Genomic DNA, 14,941 nt, shown 5'->3' with positions numbered 1-14,941 from the left:
GTGTACCGCATCGAGCCGGCCGTGCAGGTGCGCAGCGGCGACAAGGTGCCGCGCACGGGCATCTACCTGCCCGACGTGGGCCCGGCCGCCGCGGCTTTGCTCATCGAAGGCCAGCAAGCCATCGAGGCCAAGGTGTGCACCAACGCCGAGGAGCTGTTGAGAGATCCGGATCCCACCATGCCGCAAAGCCGCCGCGAGCCCACGCGGTGGACGCTGGTCGAGCGCGTGGCCGACGAAGGCGGCAGCCACTGGCTGCCGCAGACCGGGCCGGCGGCGCTGCGGCTCAAGTGCGACGCCGGCCAGCCCTGCCCGCGCACGGGCTGGTGGTTCACCCCCGCAAAGGCCCACAGTCGGCGGCACTTCCAGGCCGGCGAGGTGATGCCGGACTTCCCGTCCGACTGGGGACAGGTCATCTGCCAGTGGGATGCGAGGCAAGGTGACCAAGGCGACCAAGGCGATTGAGCCTGCCGCCGGACCGCTGTCCTTGCGCGCGCACACCGACACCTTGTCCCTCCACGCCGACCGAGACGCCACGATCACCAGCACGCACGACGAGATCCACGTCCAGGCCAGCACGCGCATCGAGCTGACCTCGGGCGCCAGCCGCATCGTGCTCGACGGCGCCAACATCACCTTCACCTGCCCGGGCACCTTCACCGTCCAGGCGGCCACGCATGAGTGGACGGGTGCGCCAACATCACCTTCACCTGCCCGGGCACCTTCACCGTCCAGGCGGCCACGCATGAGTGGACGGGGGGGAGCAGCGCGGCGGCGGTCTTGAACCCACTGCCGCAGGGTCTGCAGAACCTGCCGCCTCACGAACTGCAGTTGCAGCACGCATACCACGACGACGAAGGCCTGCAGGCCGCCCGGTTCGAAGCTCGGCTCGGCGACGGCAGCGTGCGGCGAGGCACCACCGACGCGGCGGGGCACCTGAGGCTGCCGGAGCTGCCGCCTGGCCCCGTGCAGGTGCGCTTTGATGCGGACGGACGGCTCTTCGAGCGCCGTGACGATACGCCCAACGACCGCCCAGCCGACCTGCAGACCTTGATGGATCGCCATGGAGGTTCGGCATGAGTGCCCGGGTCTCCGACACCGAGGTTGCGCGCTGGGCGCTGGATGCCAGCGACTGGCTGTGGGGCACCGTGCAAGGCGCCTGGAACGAAAAGCAGTCCACCAGCCAAGTCATCGTCGACGCCGTCATCGGCATGATCCCGCTGGTGGGTGATGTCACCGCCGCACGCGATCTGATCGCCGTGTCCACCCGTCTGGCCAGCGACCCGGCCAAGCGCGAAGACACCATGGAGTGGGTGCTGCTGGTGGTGCTGGTGTTTGCGCTCATCCCCGTCATCGGCGGCGTCATCAAGGGGGTGGGACGCCTGCTCATCAAGGGCATCCGTGAAGGGGCCGACAACGCACAAGTCCTCAGAGACATCGTTGAGTTCTGCAACCGTATCGGGCACGGCAACGCCGTGGTCTGGGTGCGCCAGCTCCATATCGCGGGCTACCAGGCCCAGGTGCTGGCCAAGTTCAACGAGCTGATGGACCTGCTGGTGCAGGCCCTCACCCGCATGCGCGACCGCCTGGGCTGGTTTGCCAGCGACGGCATGAAGCGCGCCTGCACCGACTGGATCGACAACTTCCGCGCGCTCAAGACCCAGGGCGCACGGATGATCCCCCGGGCCATCCGTGAGCTGGACGCCTGGATGCGTCAGGTGCAACGCGCCGTCTACCAAGGCCAGTGGCACACCGTGACGCCCGGTGTGCGCAACCTCACCCGTGAAGCCGAAGCGGCTCTCATCGAGAACGCGCCGCGCAAGCTGCCACGGCAGCGCAGCGGGCACCCAGCCAATGCCTTCGAGGACTACCAGCATGTCCAGGGGTGGCCGGATTTACGCAGGGGGGCCAAGCTCATTCCGGAAACGGACACCTACTACAGTGAAGCCATCGCCGCCTTCTCCGGCCCGATGCGTGCGGTGGAGCTCAAGCCCGGGCAGACGATCTACCGGGTGCTGTTGCCAGCCAGAAATGGCAAAGCCAGCCCCTGGTGGCTGGAGAAGCTGCCCGAGACGGCGCAGGAGTGGCGCGAACTCCTGGCCGTGCTGGACAAGTTCAACAAGAACAACTTCTTCATCAAGTACACCGTTCCCGAAGGCACCACGCTCAAGGCCTGGCGAGGCAAGGCGGCCGAGCAGTTTCATGGCGAAGTGGGACAGTACCTGCCCGGCGGGGGCATTCAGTTGTTCGTGGACTTCCCGCCACACATCAGGGCCGAAGTGCTTGAGCTGCCGGCGCTGTCCACCGGCTGGGGCAAGACAACGAAGCGTTATGGTTACGGCCCCCAGGCCGATGCGACCATCGGCGAGATCGAGCTGGAGCGGCTGGCCGCCAATGAAGTGCGCACCAAGATGACAGGAACCGGCCCATGAGCCATGACCACCCCACCCCGATGAGCGAGGACGAGCGCCGCAAGGTGTTCTGGCTGCTCAAGAAGTACAGCTCCTACACCGCCTGGGAGGCCCTGGCGCAGGCCTACTACCGGTTTACCGACGCGTGGATGACGGCCATGCGCCGGGCCGACGATGCGGACATCGACGAGTTCAATCAGGATGCCACCAAGAGCATCCTCACCGGCCGCATCGGCTTCGAGAAGGGTCTGGCCCGGCTGAAGAAGGGCGACCGGTCGGTGTGGCGTCGCAGTTATGAGCGCAGCTATGCAGCCTGGGGGCCGCTGGCGCAGGCAGCCTACCAGTTGAACTTCATCCGCAAGATCATGGACCCGGTGGAGTACGTCTTCGACTGGATGAAGAACAAGGAGGAGGTGATCGCTGCTGCAGCGGCCTTGGAAGATATTCGGTTTGGGCAGGAGTCGGTGATGGAGCGGCTGGAACAAAACGTCGCACCCAAATCACCGTGGAGTGTCCTGGCAACGGTTCATCCGAAACACCGGCTGCCAATGCGTGACCCCAGGCACCTGAACTTCCCTGCTCAGTTGCCCGAGGTGCCCCTCCCCTCCGACCTCACCGTGAACACCGGCGAGGAGGTGCCCGTCGATGGCATCTATGAGCCCGAGTGGGGCGAACCCGTCCAGCCCGACCCCGGGCTGTGGGCACGCGTGCAGGCAGCGCTGGGCGTGCGCCCCAGCCTGTACGAACCCGCACCCCAGCCCCTGGTGCGCCGCCGGCACATTGGCTGCATGAACTACCTGGTGGCGCACACGGTGGCCCCCACCTACCGCGATGAGGAACGCGACAAGCCCTGGCCGGTGACGTGGCGGCTGATCTGGAAGGACGAGCGCTACCTCGACGGCACGGTTCCCGAGGAGGAAGCGCAGTACCTGGCCCCGGCGGGACCGACCGCCGATGCGCGCCCGCCTTCAACCCCCGCCGGCCAGCCCTGCCCACGCGAAGGCTGGTGGTTTACCCCAGCCAAGGCCAACAGCCGCCGTCACTTCAAGGCGGGCGAGGTGATGCCGGATTTCAAGAGCGACTATGGTGCAACGATCTGGCAGTGGGATGGGCAGGAATGAAGTCAGCGATCCGTGGCGGGCTCCACTTGGTGATGCAGAACCCGGTTGCTTGATCTTCCAGCGAGACACGGCAACACTGCATTGAAACGAACGAGGAGGCTCCCGTGAAACAACGCATCCAACGCCTGTCCCCCCACCAGAACGGCAAGGTCGCCGGAGTCATGATGGCCCTGGTGTCCCTGGTCATCCTGGTGCCCTTCATGCTGATCTTCTGGGGCTTCATGCCCCACGGCGAAGGGCCGCCGTTGCTGATGGTGGTGTTCCTGCCGCTGCTCTACCTGGTGTTCGGCTATATCGGCACGGCCATCGGCTGCTGGATCTACAACCTCGTGGCCGGCTGGGTGGGCGGCATCGAGTACGAGTCGCAGGACGCCTGAGTCCCCTGGCGCGGCGTCACTCGCGCCAGTGCTCGGCGATCCAGGGCACGGGCTTCACATAGCGCGTCACGTGGCGCCAGCGCTGCTTCAGGCTCAGGCCGGGGCGCAGGGCGCCGCGCAGATGGTCCATCGCAGGGGGGTGCTCGGGCGCGTCGGGCGTCCAGCGGCCCACGGCCACGTCGCCGGGATTGGGGCCGCCGGGGAAGGTCACGATGCGGGCGCCCTTGGGCAGGCGGGCCGGCATGAAGTAGCGCAGCGGGAAGGGTGGCAGGCAGTGCAGGCGGAAATGCCGTGTCCAGCCTTCGGGCCACAGCTTGATGCCGCCGGGCACGGAACTGGTGATGTAGTGCTGCTCGAAGCGGTGGCGGTCGGCCACGCCTTGGGGGTCGGCGCGGAACTTGGCGAGGATGTGCGGGTAGCGGCCCACGGGGAAGCGGAACACCGAGGTCTGGCCCAGGCGCTGCAGGGGCTTGGCCCAGTTGCGCGCCAGGATCACGTCGTCGGGTTCGCCGTAGCTGAAGTAGTCGTCCAGCGAGCCCACGATGACGGAATCGAGGTCCACGAAGAGCGCCGGGCCGCTCAGGTCGCCCAGGGTCTCGCCCCACAGCACCACCTTGCGCCACTTGCCCATCGTGCGCTGGGGATGCGGGCAGCCCAGCTCGGGCAGGTCGAAGGTCTGAACCTCGGGCCGGATGCCGCGCTTGTCATCGGTGAAGCACACCACGCGAAAAGGGCCGGTGATGTGGCGCGACACCATGCCGTAGAGCCGGTTGACGTATTCCGGGCCGTAGGCGGTGCCCCACTTCACACAGATGATTTGCTTGGGCGCAGACGTCATGGATGGGAGTTCAGAGGAAGGCTGCGCATCTTAACGGGGCAGCCGAACGCTCACTCTTCGAGTTCAGCCTTGGCCATCTCCACATCCAGCCGTTCCATCGCGTCCATGGGCTCGCAGGCGGCGGCCTCGGCATAGAGCTTCTCGGCTTCCTTCATCTTTTTCTCGCCTTCAAGCATGACCAGGCCGTTGGCGTATTCCACCCGCGCAATGGCCGAGTGCGGGTTGAGCTTCAAGCCTTCCTTGTACATCTTCAGCCCCGTGTCCTTGCTCGCCCCCTGGGTGCGCCCCAGCAGGCTGCCCACCTTGTCGATGACTTCGGCATGGAAAGCGCCCAGAGCGATGTGAGCATCGGCATGTTTGGGTTGCAGCCGGATGGTGGTTTCCAGCGCGGTCTTGACCTTCACCCCCAGGCCCTGCGCAAGCGCCTTGGCCACGCTGATGCCCTGGCCATAGCGGCCCAGGGCATAGGCCTGCCAGTACCAGCCGGCGGGGTTGTCGGGCTCGGCGGCCTGCTGGGCCTCGGCACGCTCGGCCACGGCCATGAACATCGCCAGGCGGGTTTTTTCGTTTTTCTCCAGGTAGGTCGCGTAGATGGACTGGGCCTTGTTGGCCACGGTGATGCCGGCGCCGCCGGCCTTCAACCCGGCGTCATGGGCCTTCTGGAACTCGCCGGCGTGGTACAGGGCCCAGGCCTCCTGAACGGCCTTGTCCTTGGGCCAGGGTTCGGCATCACCCGCGTGCAGCCGTGCCCAGTGCTTCTTCAGGGACGTCAGGTCGTAGCTGTACTCGGCGTTGTCGTAGGGGAAGGCGGTCCATTTGGCCATGAGGTGTCTCCGGTCAGGGGGTGTTGTAGCGGCCCACCAGGCCCAGCAGGTGGGCCTTCTGGTCGGGCTCGAGGTAGGGCAGCAGGAGGCTCAGCACGTGGAAGGCGCCTCGCAGCAAGGCCGTACCGGCGCTCTCGGGCTCCAGTGCGTGGCGCGGGTCGCGCACGTATTCATAGCTCAGCCAGTAGGTGAGCACCACCACCATGGCGGTGGACACCGACTCGGCCTCGCGGCCGTCCATGCGCAGGGACTGGTGGCGCGACAAGGCGTCGAGCACCGTCTGCACGGCGCGCGATTTGTTCTTCAGCACGAACTGGAAGTGGGTCTCGAGCCGGCGGTTCTTGCTCAGGAGGTCGTTCAGGTCGCGGTAGAGGAAGCGGTACTGCCAGATCAGCTCGAAGAGCATGTGGAAGAAGAGCCAGGCGTCTTCCACGTTGCGCACGTTGTCGGCCGCATGCAGCAGTTCGTTGAGCGCGCGCTCGTAGCGGTCGAACAAGGCGTTGATCAGCTCGTCCTTGGCCGGGTAGTGATAGTAGAGATTGCCTGGGCTGATGTTCAGTTCGGCCGAGATCAGCGTGGTCGAGACATTGGGCTCGCCGAAGCGGTTGAAGAGATCGAGCGTGACTTCCAGGATGCGCTCGGCCGTGCGGCGCGGCTTTTTGGCTTGCATGGTGGCTCCGGGGCACGGACGCCCCCGCGCCTGCATGCCCGACGCCAATCTAGCAAATCCGGTCAGGGCCGCAAGCGGGGTCTGTCCGCACCGCCTGCACGCAAGGCCCGCCCTGCCTACAATGAGGGGCCTTATGTCCGCCGTCAGTTTCCAGCAGGTCAGCAAGACCTACCATACAAGCCGGGGCCCCTTGCAGGCCTTGCGCGAGGTGAGTTTCAACATCGAACCCGGTGAATTCTTCGGCCTGCTGGGGCCCAACGGGGCGGGCAAGACCACCCTGATCAGCATCCTCGCCGGGCTGAGCCGCGCCACCAGCGGGCGGGTGGCGGTGCATGGCCATGACGTGGTGGCGGACTACGCCGCCGCGCGCCGCCAGCTGGGCATCGTGCCGCAGGAACTGGTCTTCGACCCCTTCTTCAGCGTGCGCGAGGCCCTGCGCATCCAGTCGGGCTACTTCGGCGTGCGCCACAACGATGACTGGATCGACGAACTGCTGGCCAACCTGGGCCTGGCCGACAAGGCGAACGCCAACATGCGCCAGCTCTCGGGCGGCATGAAGCGCCGGGTGCTGGTGGCCCAGGCGCTGGTGCACCGCCCGCCGGTGATCGTGCTCGATGAACCGACCGCCGGCGTGGACGTGGAACTGCGCCAGACCCTGTGGCAGTTCATCGCGCGCCTGAACCGCGAAGGCCACACGGTGCTGCTGACCACGCACTACCTGGAAGAGGCCGAGGCCCTGTGCCACCGCATCGCCATGCTCAAGGCGGGGCAGGTGGTGGCGCTGGACCGCACCTCGGCCCTGCTGTCGGGCCGCGCCAGCACCATGCTGCGGTTCAAGACCGACGATCCGCTGCCGCCTTCGCTGGCCGACGTGGCACGCGTGACCGGACGCATCGCCCAGATCAAGGCCCATGACGCGCAGGAAGTGGAGGAGGTGCTGTCCGCGCTGCGCCTGCATGGCGTGGCCGTGGAAGACCTGGAAATCGGCCGGGCTGACCTCGAAGACGTGTTCCTGGAGATCATGCAGGACGACACCGCGCCGGTCTTCCTCGACCACCCGAGCCCTCTTGAGGAGGTGCCGTCATGACGCCGCTGGACCCGGCCGCCATCTCGCCGGCCACGGGCGTGCGCACCCTGCTCTACAAGGAAGTGCTGCGTTTCTGGAAGGTCAGCTTCCAGACCGTGGCCGCGCCCGTGCTCACGGCCGTGCTTTACCTGTTGATCTTCGGGCATGTGCTCGAGGAACATGTGAAGGTGTATGACGGCGTGAGCTACACCGCCTTCCTGGTGCCGGGCCTGGTGATGATGAGCGTGCTGCAGAACGCGTTTGCCAACAGCTCGTCGTCCTTGATCCAGAGCAAGATCACCGGCAACCTCGTTTTCCTGCTGGTCACGCCGCTGTCGCACCGGGCCTGGTTCACCGCCTACGTGGGAGCCTCGGTGATCCGCGGACTGCTGGTGGGGCTGGGGGTCTTCCTGGTGACCCTGTGGTTTGCCGTGCCTCCCTTTGCCGAACCCTGGTGGATTCTGGTGTTTGCGGCACTGGGGGCCGGCATGCTGGGCTCGCTGGGCCTGATCGCCGGGCTGTGGGCCGAGAAGTTCGACCAGATGGCTGCCTTCCAGAACTTCCTGATCATGCCCATGACCTTCCTGGCGGGCGTGTTCTATTCGGTGCACTCGCTGCCGGCCTTCTGGCAGGCGGTGAGCCACCTCAACCCCTTCTTCTACATGATCGACGGCTTCCGCCGGGGCTTTTTCGGCCAGAGCGATGTCTCGCCCTGGCTCAGCCTGGCCATCGTGGGCGCCAGTTTTGCCGTGGTGGCGGCGGTGGCCCTGCATCTGCTCAAGACCGGCTACAAGATCCGGCATTGAGGAGTCTGGGATAATCCCTTCCATCATGGCTGATCCGACCCCCCAGGAAGTGCGCACCTACATCGCCCAGGGGCTCCCTTGCGAGCACCTGGAGGTGGACGGTGACGGCCGCCATTTCTTCGCCACCATCGTGTCGGCCGAGTTCGAGGGGCTGTCCCGCGTGGCGCGGCACCAGCGCGTCTACCGTGCGCTGGGCGATAGAATGCGCGAGCAAATCCACGCCCTGTCGATGAAGACGCTCACCCCGGCCGAGTGGTCCGCCACCGCGGCCCCCACCCACCACCATTGATCGGCAACCCGCTGCCGCGGCACGGGTTGCAGGCCCCTGGGCGCGGTTGGCGTGCAAAAGGGGACTGCTGAGACCGGCGCGGCGCGGGGGCCTGAAGAAGCCCACGCATGGACAAACTCCTCATCCGCGGCGGCCGCCCCCTTTCGGGCGAGATCACCATTTCGGGCGCCAAGAATGCGGCCTTGCCCGAGCTCTGCGCGGCCCTGCTCACGGCGGAACCCGTCACGCTGGACAACGTGCCCGCGCTGCAGGACGTGGCCACCATGCTCAAGCTGCTGCGCAACATGGGCGCCAAGGCCGAGCGCGACGCTGACCGCCCCGACCGCATCCGGCTCGACGCCGGCAGCGTCACCTCGCCCGAAGCCCCCTACGACCTGGTCAAGACCATGAGAGCCTCCATCCTGGCTCTGGGGCCGCTGCTGGCGCGCTTCGGCGAGGCCACGGTGTCGCTGCCCGGTGGTTGCGCGATCGGCTCGCGCCCGGTGGACCAGCACATCAAGGGTTTGCAGGCCATGGGCGCCGACATCCGTGTCGAGCATGGCTACATCCTGGCCAAGGCGCCGACCGGCGGCCTGCGCGGTGCGCGCATCACCACCGACATGGTCACCGTCACTGGGACGGAGAACCTGATGATGGCCGCTGCATTGGCTCGCGGTGAGACGGTGCTGGAGAACGCCGCGCAGGAGCCCGAGATCCCCGACCTGGCCGAGATGCTGATCGCCATGGGCGCGAAGATCGAGGGCCATGGCACGAGCAAGATCCGCATCCAGGGCGTGGAGCGCCTGGGGGGCGTGAACCATCGCACCATTCCGGACCGCATCGAGACCGGCACCTTCCTGTGCGCGGTGGCGGCCACGGGGGGCGAGGTGCTGCTGCGCCATGCCCGCGCCGACCACCTCGACGCGGTGATCGACAAGCTGCGTGAGGCCGGCGCCCGCATCGAAGCCGGAACCGACTGGATCCGCGTGGCCGCCTCGGGGCGCCTGAAGGCCCAGTCCTTCCGCACCAGCGAGTACCCCGCCTTCCCCACCGACATGCAGGCCCAGTTCATGGCACTGGACTGCGTGGCCGAGGGCACGGCCAGGATCACCGAGACCATCTTCGAGAACCGCTTCATGCACGTCAACGAACTCGTGCGCCTGGGCGCGCGCATCGAGGTGGACGGCCACACGGCGGTCGTGCAGGGGGTCGAGAAGCTCTCGGGCGCCACCGTGATGGCCACCGACCTGCGCGCCTCGGCCAGCCTGGTGATCGCCGGCCTGGTGGCCGAGGGCGAAACGGTGGTCGACCGCATCTACCACCTCGACCGCGGTTATGACCACATGGAAGCCAAGCTGCGGGCCGTGGGCGCCGACATCGAAAGAATCAAATGACGCAGGACGCCTCCCTGATCACGCTGGCTCTCTCGAAGGGCCGCATCTTCGACGAGACCCTGCCGCTGCTGAAGGCTGCGGGCATCGAGGTCGCGGAAGACCCGGAGAAATCGCGCAAGCTCATCCTGGGCACCAACCGGCCTGACGTGCGCGTGGTGCTGGTGCGTGCCACCGACGTGCCCACCTATGTGCAGTACGGCGGTGCCGACCTGGGCGTGGCGGGCAAGGACGTGCTGCTCGAACATGGCGGCCAGGGCCTGTACCAGCCGCTGGACCTGAACATCGCCCGCTGCCGCATGAGCGTGGCCGTGCGCGACGACTTCGACTACGCCGCCGCCGTGAAGCAGGGCTCGCGCATCCGCGTGGCCACCAAGTACACCACGGTGGCGCGCCAGCACTTCGCCGACAAGGGCGTGCACGTCGACCTCATCAAGCTCTACGGCTCGATGGAGCTGGCGCCGCTCACCGGCCTGGCCGACGCCATCGTCGACCTGGTTTCCACCGGCAGCACCCTCAAGGCCAACCACCTCGTCGAGGTCGAGCACATCATGCCGATTGCCTCGCGCCTCGTGGTCAACCAGGCCGCGCTCAAGCTCAAGCGCGCCACCCTGCGCCCCCTCATCGACGCCTTTGCCACCGCCATCCCGAAGGAGTGAATGATGTCCGTCCAGATCCGCCAGCTCGCCACCACCACGCCGGACTTCGAAGCCGAGTTCCAGCGCGTGCTGCATTGGGCGGCGGAGACGGATCATGCGATCGAGACCCGCGTGGCCGAGATCCTGGCCGACGTGCGCGCGCGCGGTGACGCGGCCGTCCTGGAATACACCGCCCGATTCGACGGGCTGAACGCCGCGTCCGTGGCGGCCCTGGAGCTGAGCCCGGCCGAACTGAAGGCCGCCTTCGAGGCCATTCCGGCTTCGCAGCGCGAGGCCCTGCAGGCCGCCGCGCAGCGCGTGCGGGCCTATCACGAGCGCCAGCTCGAGGCCTGCGGCCGCTCATGGTCCTACCGCGACGAGGACGGCACCCTGCTGGGCCAGAAGGTCACGCCGCTCGACCGCGTCGGCATCTACGTGCCCGGCGGCAAGGCGGCCTATCCCTCATCGGTGTTGATGAACGCCATTCCCGCCCATGTGGCGGGAGTGAGCGAGATCATCATGGTGGTGCCCACGCCGAAAGGTGAAAAGAACCTGCTCGTGCTGGCCGCCGCCCACGTGGCCGGTGTGAGCCGTGCCTTCACCGTCGGCGGAGCCCAGGCCGTGGCCGCCCTGGCCTACGGCACGGCCACCATCCCGAAGGTGGACAAGATCACCGGCCCGGGCAACGCCTACGTGGCCAGCGCCAAGAAGCATGTCTTCGGCACCGTGGGCATCGACATGATCGCCGGGCCCAGCGAGATCCTGGTGCTGGCCGACGGCAGCACGCCGGCCGACTGGGTGGCCATGGACCTCTTCAGCCAGGCCGAACACGACGAGCTGGCCCAGAGCATCCTGCTCTGCCCCGACGCCGGCTACATCGCGCAGGTGAAGGCCGCGATCGACCGCCTGCTGCCCGACATGCCCCGCAAGGACGTCATCCGCGCCTCGCTGGAAGGCCGCGGCGCGCTGATCCTCACGCGCAGCATGGAAGAAGCCTGCGAGATCAGCAACCGCATCGCGCCCGAGCACCTGGAGGTGTCGTCGCAGGAGCCCAGCCGCTGGGAGCCGCTGCTGCGTCACGCCGGGGCCATCTTCCTGGGCGCCTACACCAGCGAAAGCCTGGGCGACTATTGCGCCGGCCCCAACCACGTCCTGCCCACCTCGGGCACCGCGCGTTTCTCGTCGCCGCTGGGCGTGTACGACTTCCAGAAACGTTCCAGCCTGATCGAGGTGAGCGAGCAGGGGGCCCAGGTGCTGGGCACCATCGCCGCCGAACTGGCCTATGGGGAGGGGCTGCAGGCCCACGCCCGAGCGGCCGAGTTCCGCCTGAAGGGAGGCACACGATGAGCCGCCTCGACACCGTGATGGCGCGCTGGCTGCGCCAGGACGTGCAGGGCATGCACGCCTATGCCGTGCAGGACAGCACCGGCATGATCAAGCTCGACGCGATGGAGAACCCGTTCCGTTTGCCGCCCGCGCTGCAGCAGGCCCTGGGCGAACGCCTGGGCGCCGTGGCGATCAACCGCTACCCCGGTGCACGCATCGACACGCTGCGAGAAGCGCTGGCGCGCCATGCCGGCCTGCCGGAAGGCCGTGCGCTGATGCTGGGCAATGGCTCCGATGAGCTCATCAGCCTGCTGGCCATGGCCTGCGACGTGCCGGGGGCCACCATCGTGGCGCCGTTGCCCGGCTTCGTGATGTACCAGATGTCGGCGCAGCTGCAAGGCCTGAATTTCGTGGGCGTGCCGCTCACGGCCGACTTCGAACTCGACGAGGCGGCCATGCTGGCCGCGCTGGAGGCGCATCAGCCGGCGCTGCTCTACATCGCCTACCCGAACAACCCCACGGCCAACCTCTTCGACGACCGCATCGTCGAGCGGTTGATCGAGGCCGCGCCGGGCCTGGTGGTGATCGACGAGGCCTACCAGCCCTTTGCCAGCCGCAGCTACATCGACCGCCTGGCCCGCCATGAGCACGTGCTGCTGATGCGCACGATGAGCAAGTTCGGCCTGGCCGGCGTGCGCATCGGCTACATGATGGGCGCCGAGCGCCTGATCGCCCAGATCGACAAGGTGCGTCCGCCCTACAACATCAGTGTGCTCAATGCCGAGGCGGCGCTGTTTGCGCTGGAGCACGCCGACGAGTTCGCCCGCCAGGCCGCCGTGCTGCGCGAGGAGCGCGCCCGGCTGATCGAGGCCCTGAAGGGCCTGCCCGGCGTGACCCCCTTCCCCAGCGAGGCCAACATGGTGCTCGTGCGTGTGCCCGATGCCGACCGGGCCTTTGCCGGCCTGAAGCAGCGCGGCGTGCTGGTGAAGAACGTTTCTAGAATGCATCCATTGCTCGCCGCCTGCCTGCGCCTGACCGTGGGCACACCCGACGAGAACCAGCGCATGATCGCCGCCCTGCGGGAAAGCCTCTGAACCATGAGCACCACTGCCACGCCGCGCGTCGCCGACGTCACGCGCAACACCAACGAAACGAAGATCCGCGTGGCCGTCAACCTTGACGGCTGCGGCCAGGCCAAGCTGAACACCGGCATCGGCTTCTTCGACCACATGCTCGACCAGATCGCCCGCCATGGGCTGATCGACCTCGAAATCGAGTGCCAGGGCGACCTGCACATCGACGGCCACCACACGGTGGAGGACGTGGGCATCACCCTGGGTCAGGCCTTCGCCAAGGCCGTGGGCGACAAGAAGGGCATCCGTCGCTACGGCCACGCCTATGTGCCGCTGGACGAGGCGCTGTCGCGCGTCGTGATCGACTTCTCCGGCCGGCCGGGGCTGCACATGGAGGTGCCCTTCACGGCCGGCATGATCGGCGGCTTCGACACCCAGCTCACCTTCGAGTTTTTCCAGGGCTTTGCCAACCATGCCCTGGTGACGCTGCACATCGACAACCTCAAGGGCGTGAACGCGCACCATCAGTGCGAGACGGTCTTCAAGGCCTTCGCGCGTGCCCTGCGCGCGGCGCTCGAACTCGACCCGCGCAGCGCCGGCGTCATCCCGTCCACCAAAGGCTCCCTCTGAGCACGCGCACCATGGCCACCGTTGCTGTCGTCGACTACGGCATGGGCAACCTGCGATCGGTGTCGCAGGCGGTGCTCCATGTGGCGCAGGGCTGCGGCCTGGAGGTGATCGTCACCTCGCGCCCCGAAGAGGTGTACGCCGCCGAGCGCGTCGTGCTGCCCGGCCAGGGCGCCATGCCCGACTGCATGCGCGAGCTGCGTGAGTCCGGCCTGCAGGAGGCCGTGCTGCACGCGGCCGCCCACAAGCCGCTGATGGGCGTGTGCGTGGGCATGCAGATGCTGCTGTCGCGCAGCGAGGAGGGGCCCACCGACGGCCTGGGATTGATTCCCGGCGAAGTGGTGCGCTTCCAGCTCGAGGGCCGGATCCAGCCCGATGGCAGCCGCTACAAGGTGCCGCAGATGGGCTGGAACCAGGTGCTGCAGGCCCGGCCCCACCCGATGTGGGCCGGCGTGCCCGACGGCGCCTGGTTCTACTTCGTGCACAGCTTCTATGCACGCCCGGCCGATGCGGCCCACAGCACCGGGGAAACCGAGTACGGGGTGCGCTTTACCTGTGCGGTGGCCCGGGATAATATTTTCGCGACGCAATTCCACCCCGAGAAAAGCGCCGACCACGGCCTGGCCCTGTACCGCAACTTCCTGAGCTGGAAGCCCTGACACCGCCCGAGACCGTTTCCGTCGCACGTGCATCCCCCCGGTGCCCGCGCCCTCATCCTCCCGCGCCATCCCGCCTCCACCCCACCCACTCGACCTCGGCTATGTTGCTGATCCCCGCCATCGATCTCAAAGACGGCCAGTGCGTGCGCCTCAAGCAAGGCGACATGAACGATTCCACCACCTTCGGCGAAGACCCGGCCGCGATGGCGCGCCGCTGGCTCGATGCCGGAGCGCGCCGCCTCCATCTGGTGGACCTGAACGGTGCCTTCGCCGGCAAGCCGGTCAACGAGCCCGCCATCAAGGCCATCCTGGCCGAGGTGGGGGACGAGATCCCCGTGCAACTGGGCGGCGGCATCCGCGACCTCGACACCATCGAGCGCTACCTCGACGACGGCCTGAGCTACGTCATCATCGGCACGGCCGCGGTGAAGAACCCCGGCTTCCTGAAGGACGCCTGCAGCGCCTTCGGTGGCCACATCATCGTGGGCCTGGACGCCAAGGACGGCAAGGTGGCCACCGACGGCTGGTCCAAGCTCTCGGGCCATGAGGTGATCGATCTGGCGAAGAAGTTCGAGGACTATGGTGTCGAGGCGGTGATCTACACCGATATCGGCCGCGACGGGATGCTCACCGGCATCAACATCGACGCCACCGTCAAGCTGGCCCAGGCCCTGAGCATCCCGGTGATCGCTTCGGGGGGGCTGAGCAACCTGGCCGACATCGAGAGGCTGTGCGCGGTCGAGGACGAGGGCGTCGAGGGGGTGATCTGCGGCCGGGCCATCTACAGCGGCGAGCTGGATTTTGCGCAGGCCCAGAAGCGCGCCGACGAACTCAACGGCGGCGCCTGAA

Annotated in this window: 18 protein-coding genes and 1 pseudogene; 16 read left to right on the top strand and 3 right to left on the bottom strand. The window is 67.4% G+C overall.

From position 1 onward, the window contains the following. From C1704_RS17815 to C1704_RS13105, 6 genes and pseudogenes are all read left to right on the top strand, one after another. A pseudogene (locus tag C1704_RS17815) lies at positions 1–462 on the top strand (hypothetical protein); the annotation flags it as partial. After that, positions 437–781 (top strand): DUF2345 domain-containing protein, encoded by a 345-nt coding sequence (locus C1704_RS13125; protein WP_211286932.1) that lies wholly within the window; start codon positions 437–439, stop codon positions 779–781. The pseudogene C1704_RS17815 and the gene C1704_RS13125, both read left to right, overlap by 26 nt. Continuing rightward, entirely contained in the window at positions 778–1,077 is a 300-nt protein-coding gene (locus tag C1704_RS13120; RefSeq protein WP_104303178.1) for a carboxypeptidase-like regulatory domain-containing protein, read from the top strand. Before C1704_RS13125 ends, C1704_RS13120 begins: the two co-directional genes overlap by 4 nt. Next, positions 1,074–2,429, top strand: coding sequence for a hypothetical protein (locus tag C1704_RS13115; RefSeq protein WP_104303177.1), 1,356 nt, complete (start codon positions 1,074–1,076; stop codon positions 2,427–2,429). The genes C1704_RS13120 and C1704_RS13115 overlap by 4 nt, the downstream gene beginning before the upstream one ends. Then, a complete protein-coding gene (locus C1704_RS13110) occupies positions 2,426–3,529 on the top strand; it encodes an Imm71 family immunity protein (protein ID WP_104303176.1) in 1,104 nt (367 codons plus the stop codon). Before C1704_RS13115 ends, C1704_RS13110 begins: the two co-directional genes overlap by 4 nt. A gap of 104 nt (positions 3,530–3,633) precedes the next feature. Next, entirely contained in the window at positions 3,634–3,906 is a 273-nt protein-coding gene (locus tag C1704_RS13105; protein WP_104303175.1) for a hypothetical protein, read from the top strand. Positions 3,907–3,922: 16 nt separating this feature from the next. Here C1704_RS13105 and C1704_RS13100 read toward each other — a convergent pair whose 3' ends face one another. From C1704_RS13100 to C1704_RS13090, 3 genes are read right to left on the bottom strand one after another with little or no spacing between them, the layout of a single operon-like run. Continuing rightward, positions 3,923–4,744 (bottom strand): glycosyl transferase, encoded by an 822-nt coding sequence (locus C1704_RS13100; protein ID WP_104303174.1) that lies wholly within the window; start codon positions 4,742–4,744, stop codon positions 3,923–3,925. A 50-nt stretch (positions 4,745–4,794) separates the two neighbouring features. Next, a complete protein-coding gene (locus C1704_RS13095) occupies positions 4,795–5,568 on the bottom strand; it encodes a tetratricopeptide repeat protein (RefSeq protein ID WP_104303173.1) in 774 nt (257 codons plus the stop codon). A 13-nt stretch (positions 5,569–5,581) separates the two neighbouring features. Continuing rightward, on the bottom strand, positions 5,582–6,238 hold the full coding sequence (locus C1704_RS13090; RefSeq protein ID WP_104303172.1) for a TetR/AcrR family transcriptional regulator: 657 nt from the start codon (positions 6,236–6,238) through the stop codon (positions 5,582–5,584). A gap of 133 nt (positions 6,239–6,371) precedes the next feature. On the opposite strand from C1704_RS13090, the gene C1704_RS13085 reads away from it, so the two are divergent. The 10 genes from C1704_RS13085 to hisA all read left to right on the top strand — a co-directional run bounded on the left by C1704_RS13085 (position 6,372) and on the right by hisA (position 14,940). Then, positions 6,372–7,325, top strand: a complete 954-nt coding sequence (locus C1704_RS13085; RefSeq protein ID WP_104303171.1) for an ABC transporter ATP-binding protein — start codon at positions 6,372–6,374, stop codon at positions 7,323–7,325. Next, complete coding sequence (locus C1704_RS13080; RefSeq protein ID WP_104303170.1) at positions 7,322–8,110, top strand: ABC transporter permease; 789 nt, start codon at positions 7,322–7,324, stop codon at positions 8,108–8,110. Before C1704_RS13085 ends, C1704_RS13080 begins: the two co-directional genes overlap by 4 nt. Before the next feature lie 25 nt (positions 8,111–8,135). Further along, a complete protein-coding gene (locus C1704_RS13075; protein WP_104303169.1) occupies positions 8,136–8,399 on the top strand; it encodes a BolA family protein in 264 nt (87 codons plus the stop codon). A 107-nt stretch (positions 8,400–8,506) separates the two neighbouring features. Beyond that, complete coding sequence (gene murA, locus C1704_RS13070; RefSeq protein WP_104303168.1) at positions 8,507–9,772, top strand: UDP-N-acetylglucosamine 1-carboxyvinyltransferase; 1,266 nt, start codon at positions 8,507–8,509, stop codon at positions 9,770–9,772. Beyond that, positions 9,769–10,428 carry an ATP phosphoribosyltransferase gene (hisG, locus tag C1704_RS13065; RefSeq protein WP_104303167.1) on the top strand — a complete coding sequence of 220 codons (660 nt, stop codon included), beginning with the start codon at positions 9,769–9,771 and terminating at the stop codon, positions 10,426–10,428. Before murA ends, hisG begins: the two co-directional genes overlap by 4 nt. A 3-nt stretch (positions 10,429–10,431) precedes the next feature. Next, positions 10,432–11,754, top strand: a complete 1,323-nt coding sequence (gene hisD, locus C1704_RS13060) for a histidinol dehydrogenase (protein WP_419186804.1) — start codon at positions 10,432–10,434, stop codon at positions 11,752–11,754. Then, positions 11,751–12,827, top strand: a complete 1,077-nt coding sequence (hisC, locus tag C1704_RS13055) for a histidinol-phosphate transaminase (protein WP_104303165.1) — start codon at positions 11,751–11,753, stop codon at positions 12,825–12,827. Before hisD ends, hisC begins: the two co-directional genes overlap by 4 nt. 3 nt (positions 12,828–12,830) lie before the next feature. Beyond that, positions 12,831–13,436: an imidazoleglycerol-phosphate dehydratase HisB gene (hisB, locus tag C1704_RS13050; RefSeq protein ID WP_104303164.1), complete on the top strand. Its 606-nt coding sequence runs from the start codon at positions 12,831–12,833 to the stop codon at positions 13,434–13,436. 11 nt (positions 13,437–13,447) lie between these two features. Further along, complete coding sequence (hisH, locus tag C1704_RS13045; RefSeq protein ID WP_104303163.1) at positions 13,448–14,092, top strand: imidazole glycerol phosphate synthase subunit HisH; 645 nt, start codon at positions 13,448–13,450, stop codon at positions 14,090–14,092. Between the two features lie 101 nt (positions 14,093–14,193). Then, positions 14,194–14,940, top strand: a complete 747-nt coding sequence (gene hisA / locus C1704_RS13040; protein WP_104303162.1) for a 1-(5-phosphoribosyl)-5-[(5-phosphoribosylamino)methylideneamino]imidazole-4-carboxamide isomerase — start codon at positions 14,194–14,196, stop codon at positions 14,938–14,940. The last annotated feature ends 1 nt before the right edge of the window (position 14,941 follow it).

It is taken from the genome of Caldimonas caldifontis, from assembly GCF_002930615.1.
GTDB classification, from domain to species: Bacteria; Pseudomonadota; Gammaproteobacteria; order Burkholderiales; family Burkholderiaceae_C; genus Caldimonas; species Caldimonas caldifontis.
The sequence above is the reverse complement of the archived record's forward strand: the minus strand, read 5'-3'. Positions and strand labels throughout refer to the sequence as shown.

Excerpts from the sequence above, each read along its gene's own strand:
- hisG (WP_104303167.1), top strand. The coding sequence starts at position 9,769 with ATGACGCAGGACGCCTCCCTGATCACGCTGGCTCTCTCGAAGGGCCGC.
- C1704_RS13085 (WP_104303171.1), top strand. The coding sequence starts at position 6,372 with ATGTCCGCCGTCAGTTTCCAGCAGGTCAGCAAGACCTACCATACAAGC.
- C1704_RS13110 (WP_104303176.1), top strand. The coding sequence starts at position 2,426 with ATGAGCCATGACCACCCCACCCCGATGAGCGAGGACGAGCGCCGCAAG.
- C1704_RS13075 (WP_104303169.1), top strand. The coding sequence starts at position 8,136 with ATGGCTGATCCGACCCCCCAGGAAGTGCGCACCTACATCGCCCAGGGG.
- C1704_RS13090 (WP_104303172.1), bottom strand. The coding sequence starts at position 6,238 with ATGCAAGCCAAAAAGCCGCGCCGCACGGCCGAGCGCATCCTGGAAGTC.
- C1704_RS13080 (WP_104303170.1), top strand. The coding sequence starts at position 7,322 with ATGACGCCGCTGGACCCGGCCGCCATCTCGCCGGCCACGGGCGTGCGC.
- C1704_RS13115 (WP_104303177.1), top strand. The coding sequence starts at position 1,074 with ATGAGTGCCCGGGTCTCCGACACCGAGGTTGCGCGCTGGGCGCTGGAT.
- hisA (WP_104303162.1), top strand. The coding sequence starts at position 14,194 with ATGTTGCTGATCCCCGCCATCGATCTCAAAGACGGCCAGTGCGTGCGC.
- hisB (WP_104303164.1), top strand. The coding sequence starts at position 12,831 with ATGAGCACCACTGCCACGCCGCGCGTCGCCGACGTCACGCGCAACACC.
- murA (WP_104303168.1), top strand. The coding sequence starts at position 8,507 with ATGGACAAACTCCTCATCCGCGGCGGCCGCCCCCTTTCGGGCGAGATC.
- hisC (WP_104303165.1), top strand. The coding sequence starts at position 11,751 with ATGAGCCGCCTCGACACCGTGATGGCGCGCTGGCTGCGCCAGGACGTG.
- C1704_RS13095 (WP_104303173.1), bottom strand. The coding sequence starts at position 5,568 with ATGGCCAAATGGACCGCCTTCCCCTACGACAACGCCGAGTACAGCTAC.
- hisD (WP_419186804.1), top strand. The coding sequence starts at position 10,432 with ATGTCCGTCCAGATCCGCCAGCTCGCCACCACCACGCCGGACTTCGAA.
- C1704_RS13100 (WP_104303174.1), bottom strand. The coding sequence starts at position 4,744 with ATGACGTCTGCGCCCAAGCAAATCATCTGTGTGAAGTGGGGCACCGCC.
- hisH (WP_104303163.1), top strand. The coding sequence starts at position 13,448 with ATGGCCACCGTTGCTGTCGTCGACTACGGCATGGGCAACCTGCGATCG.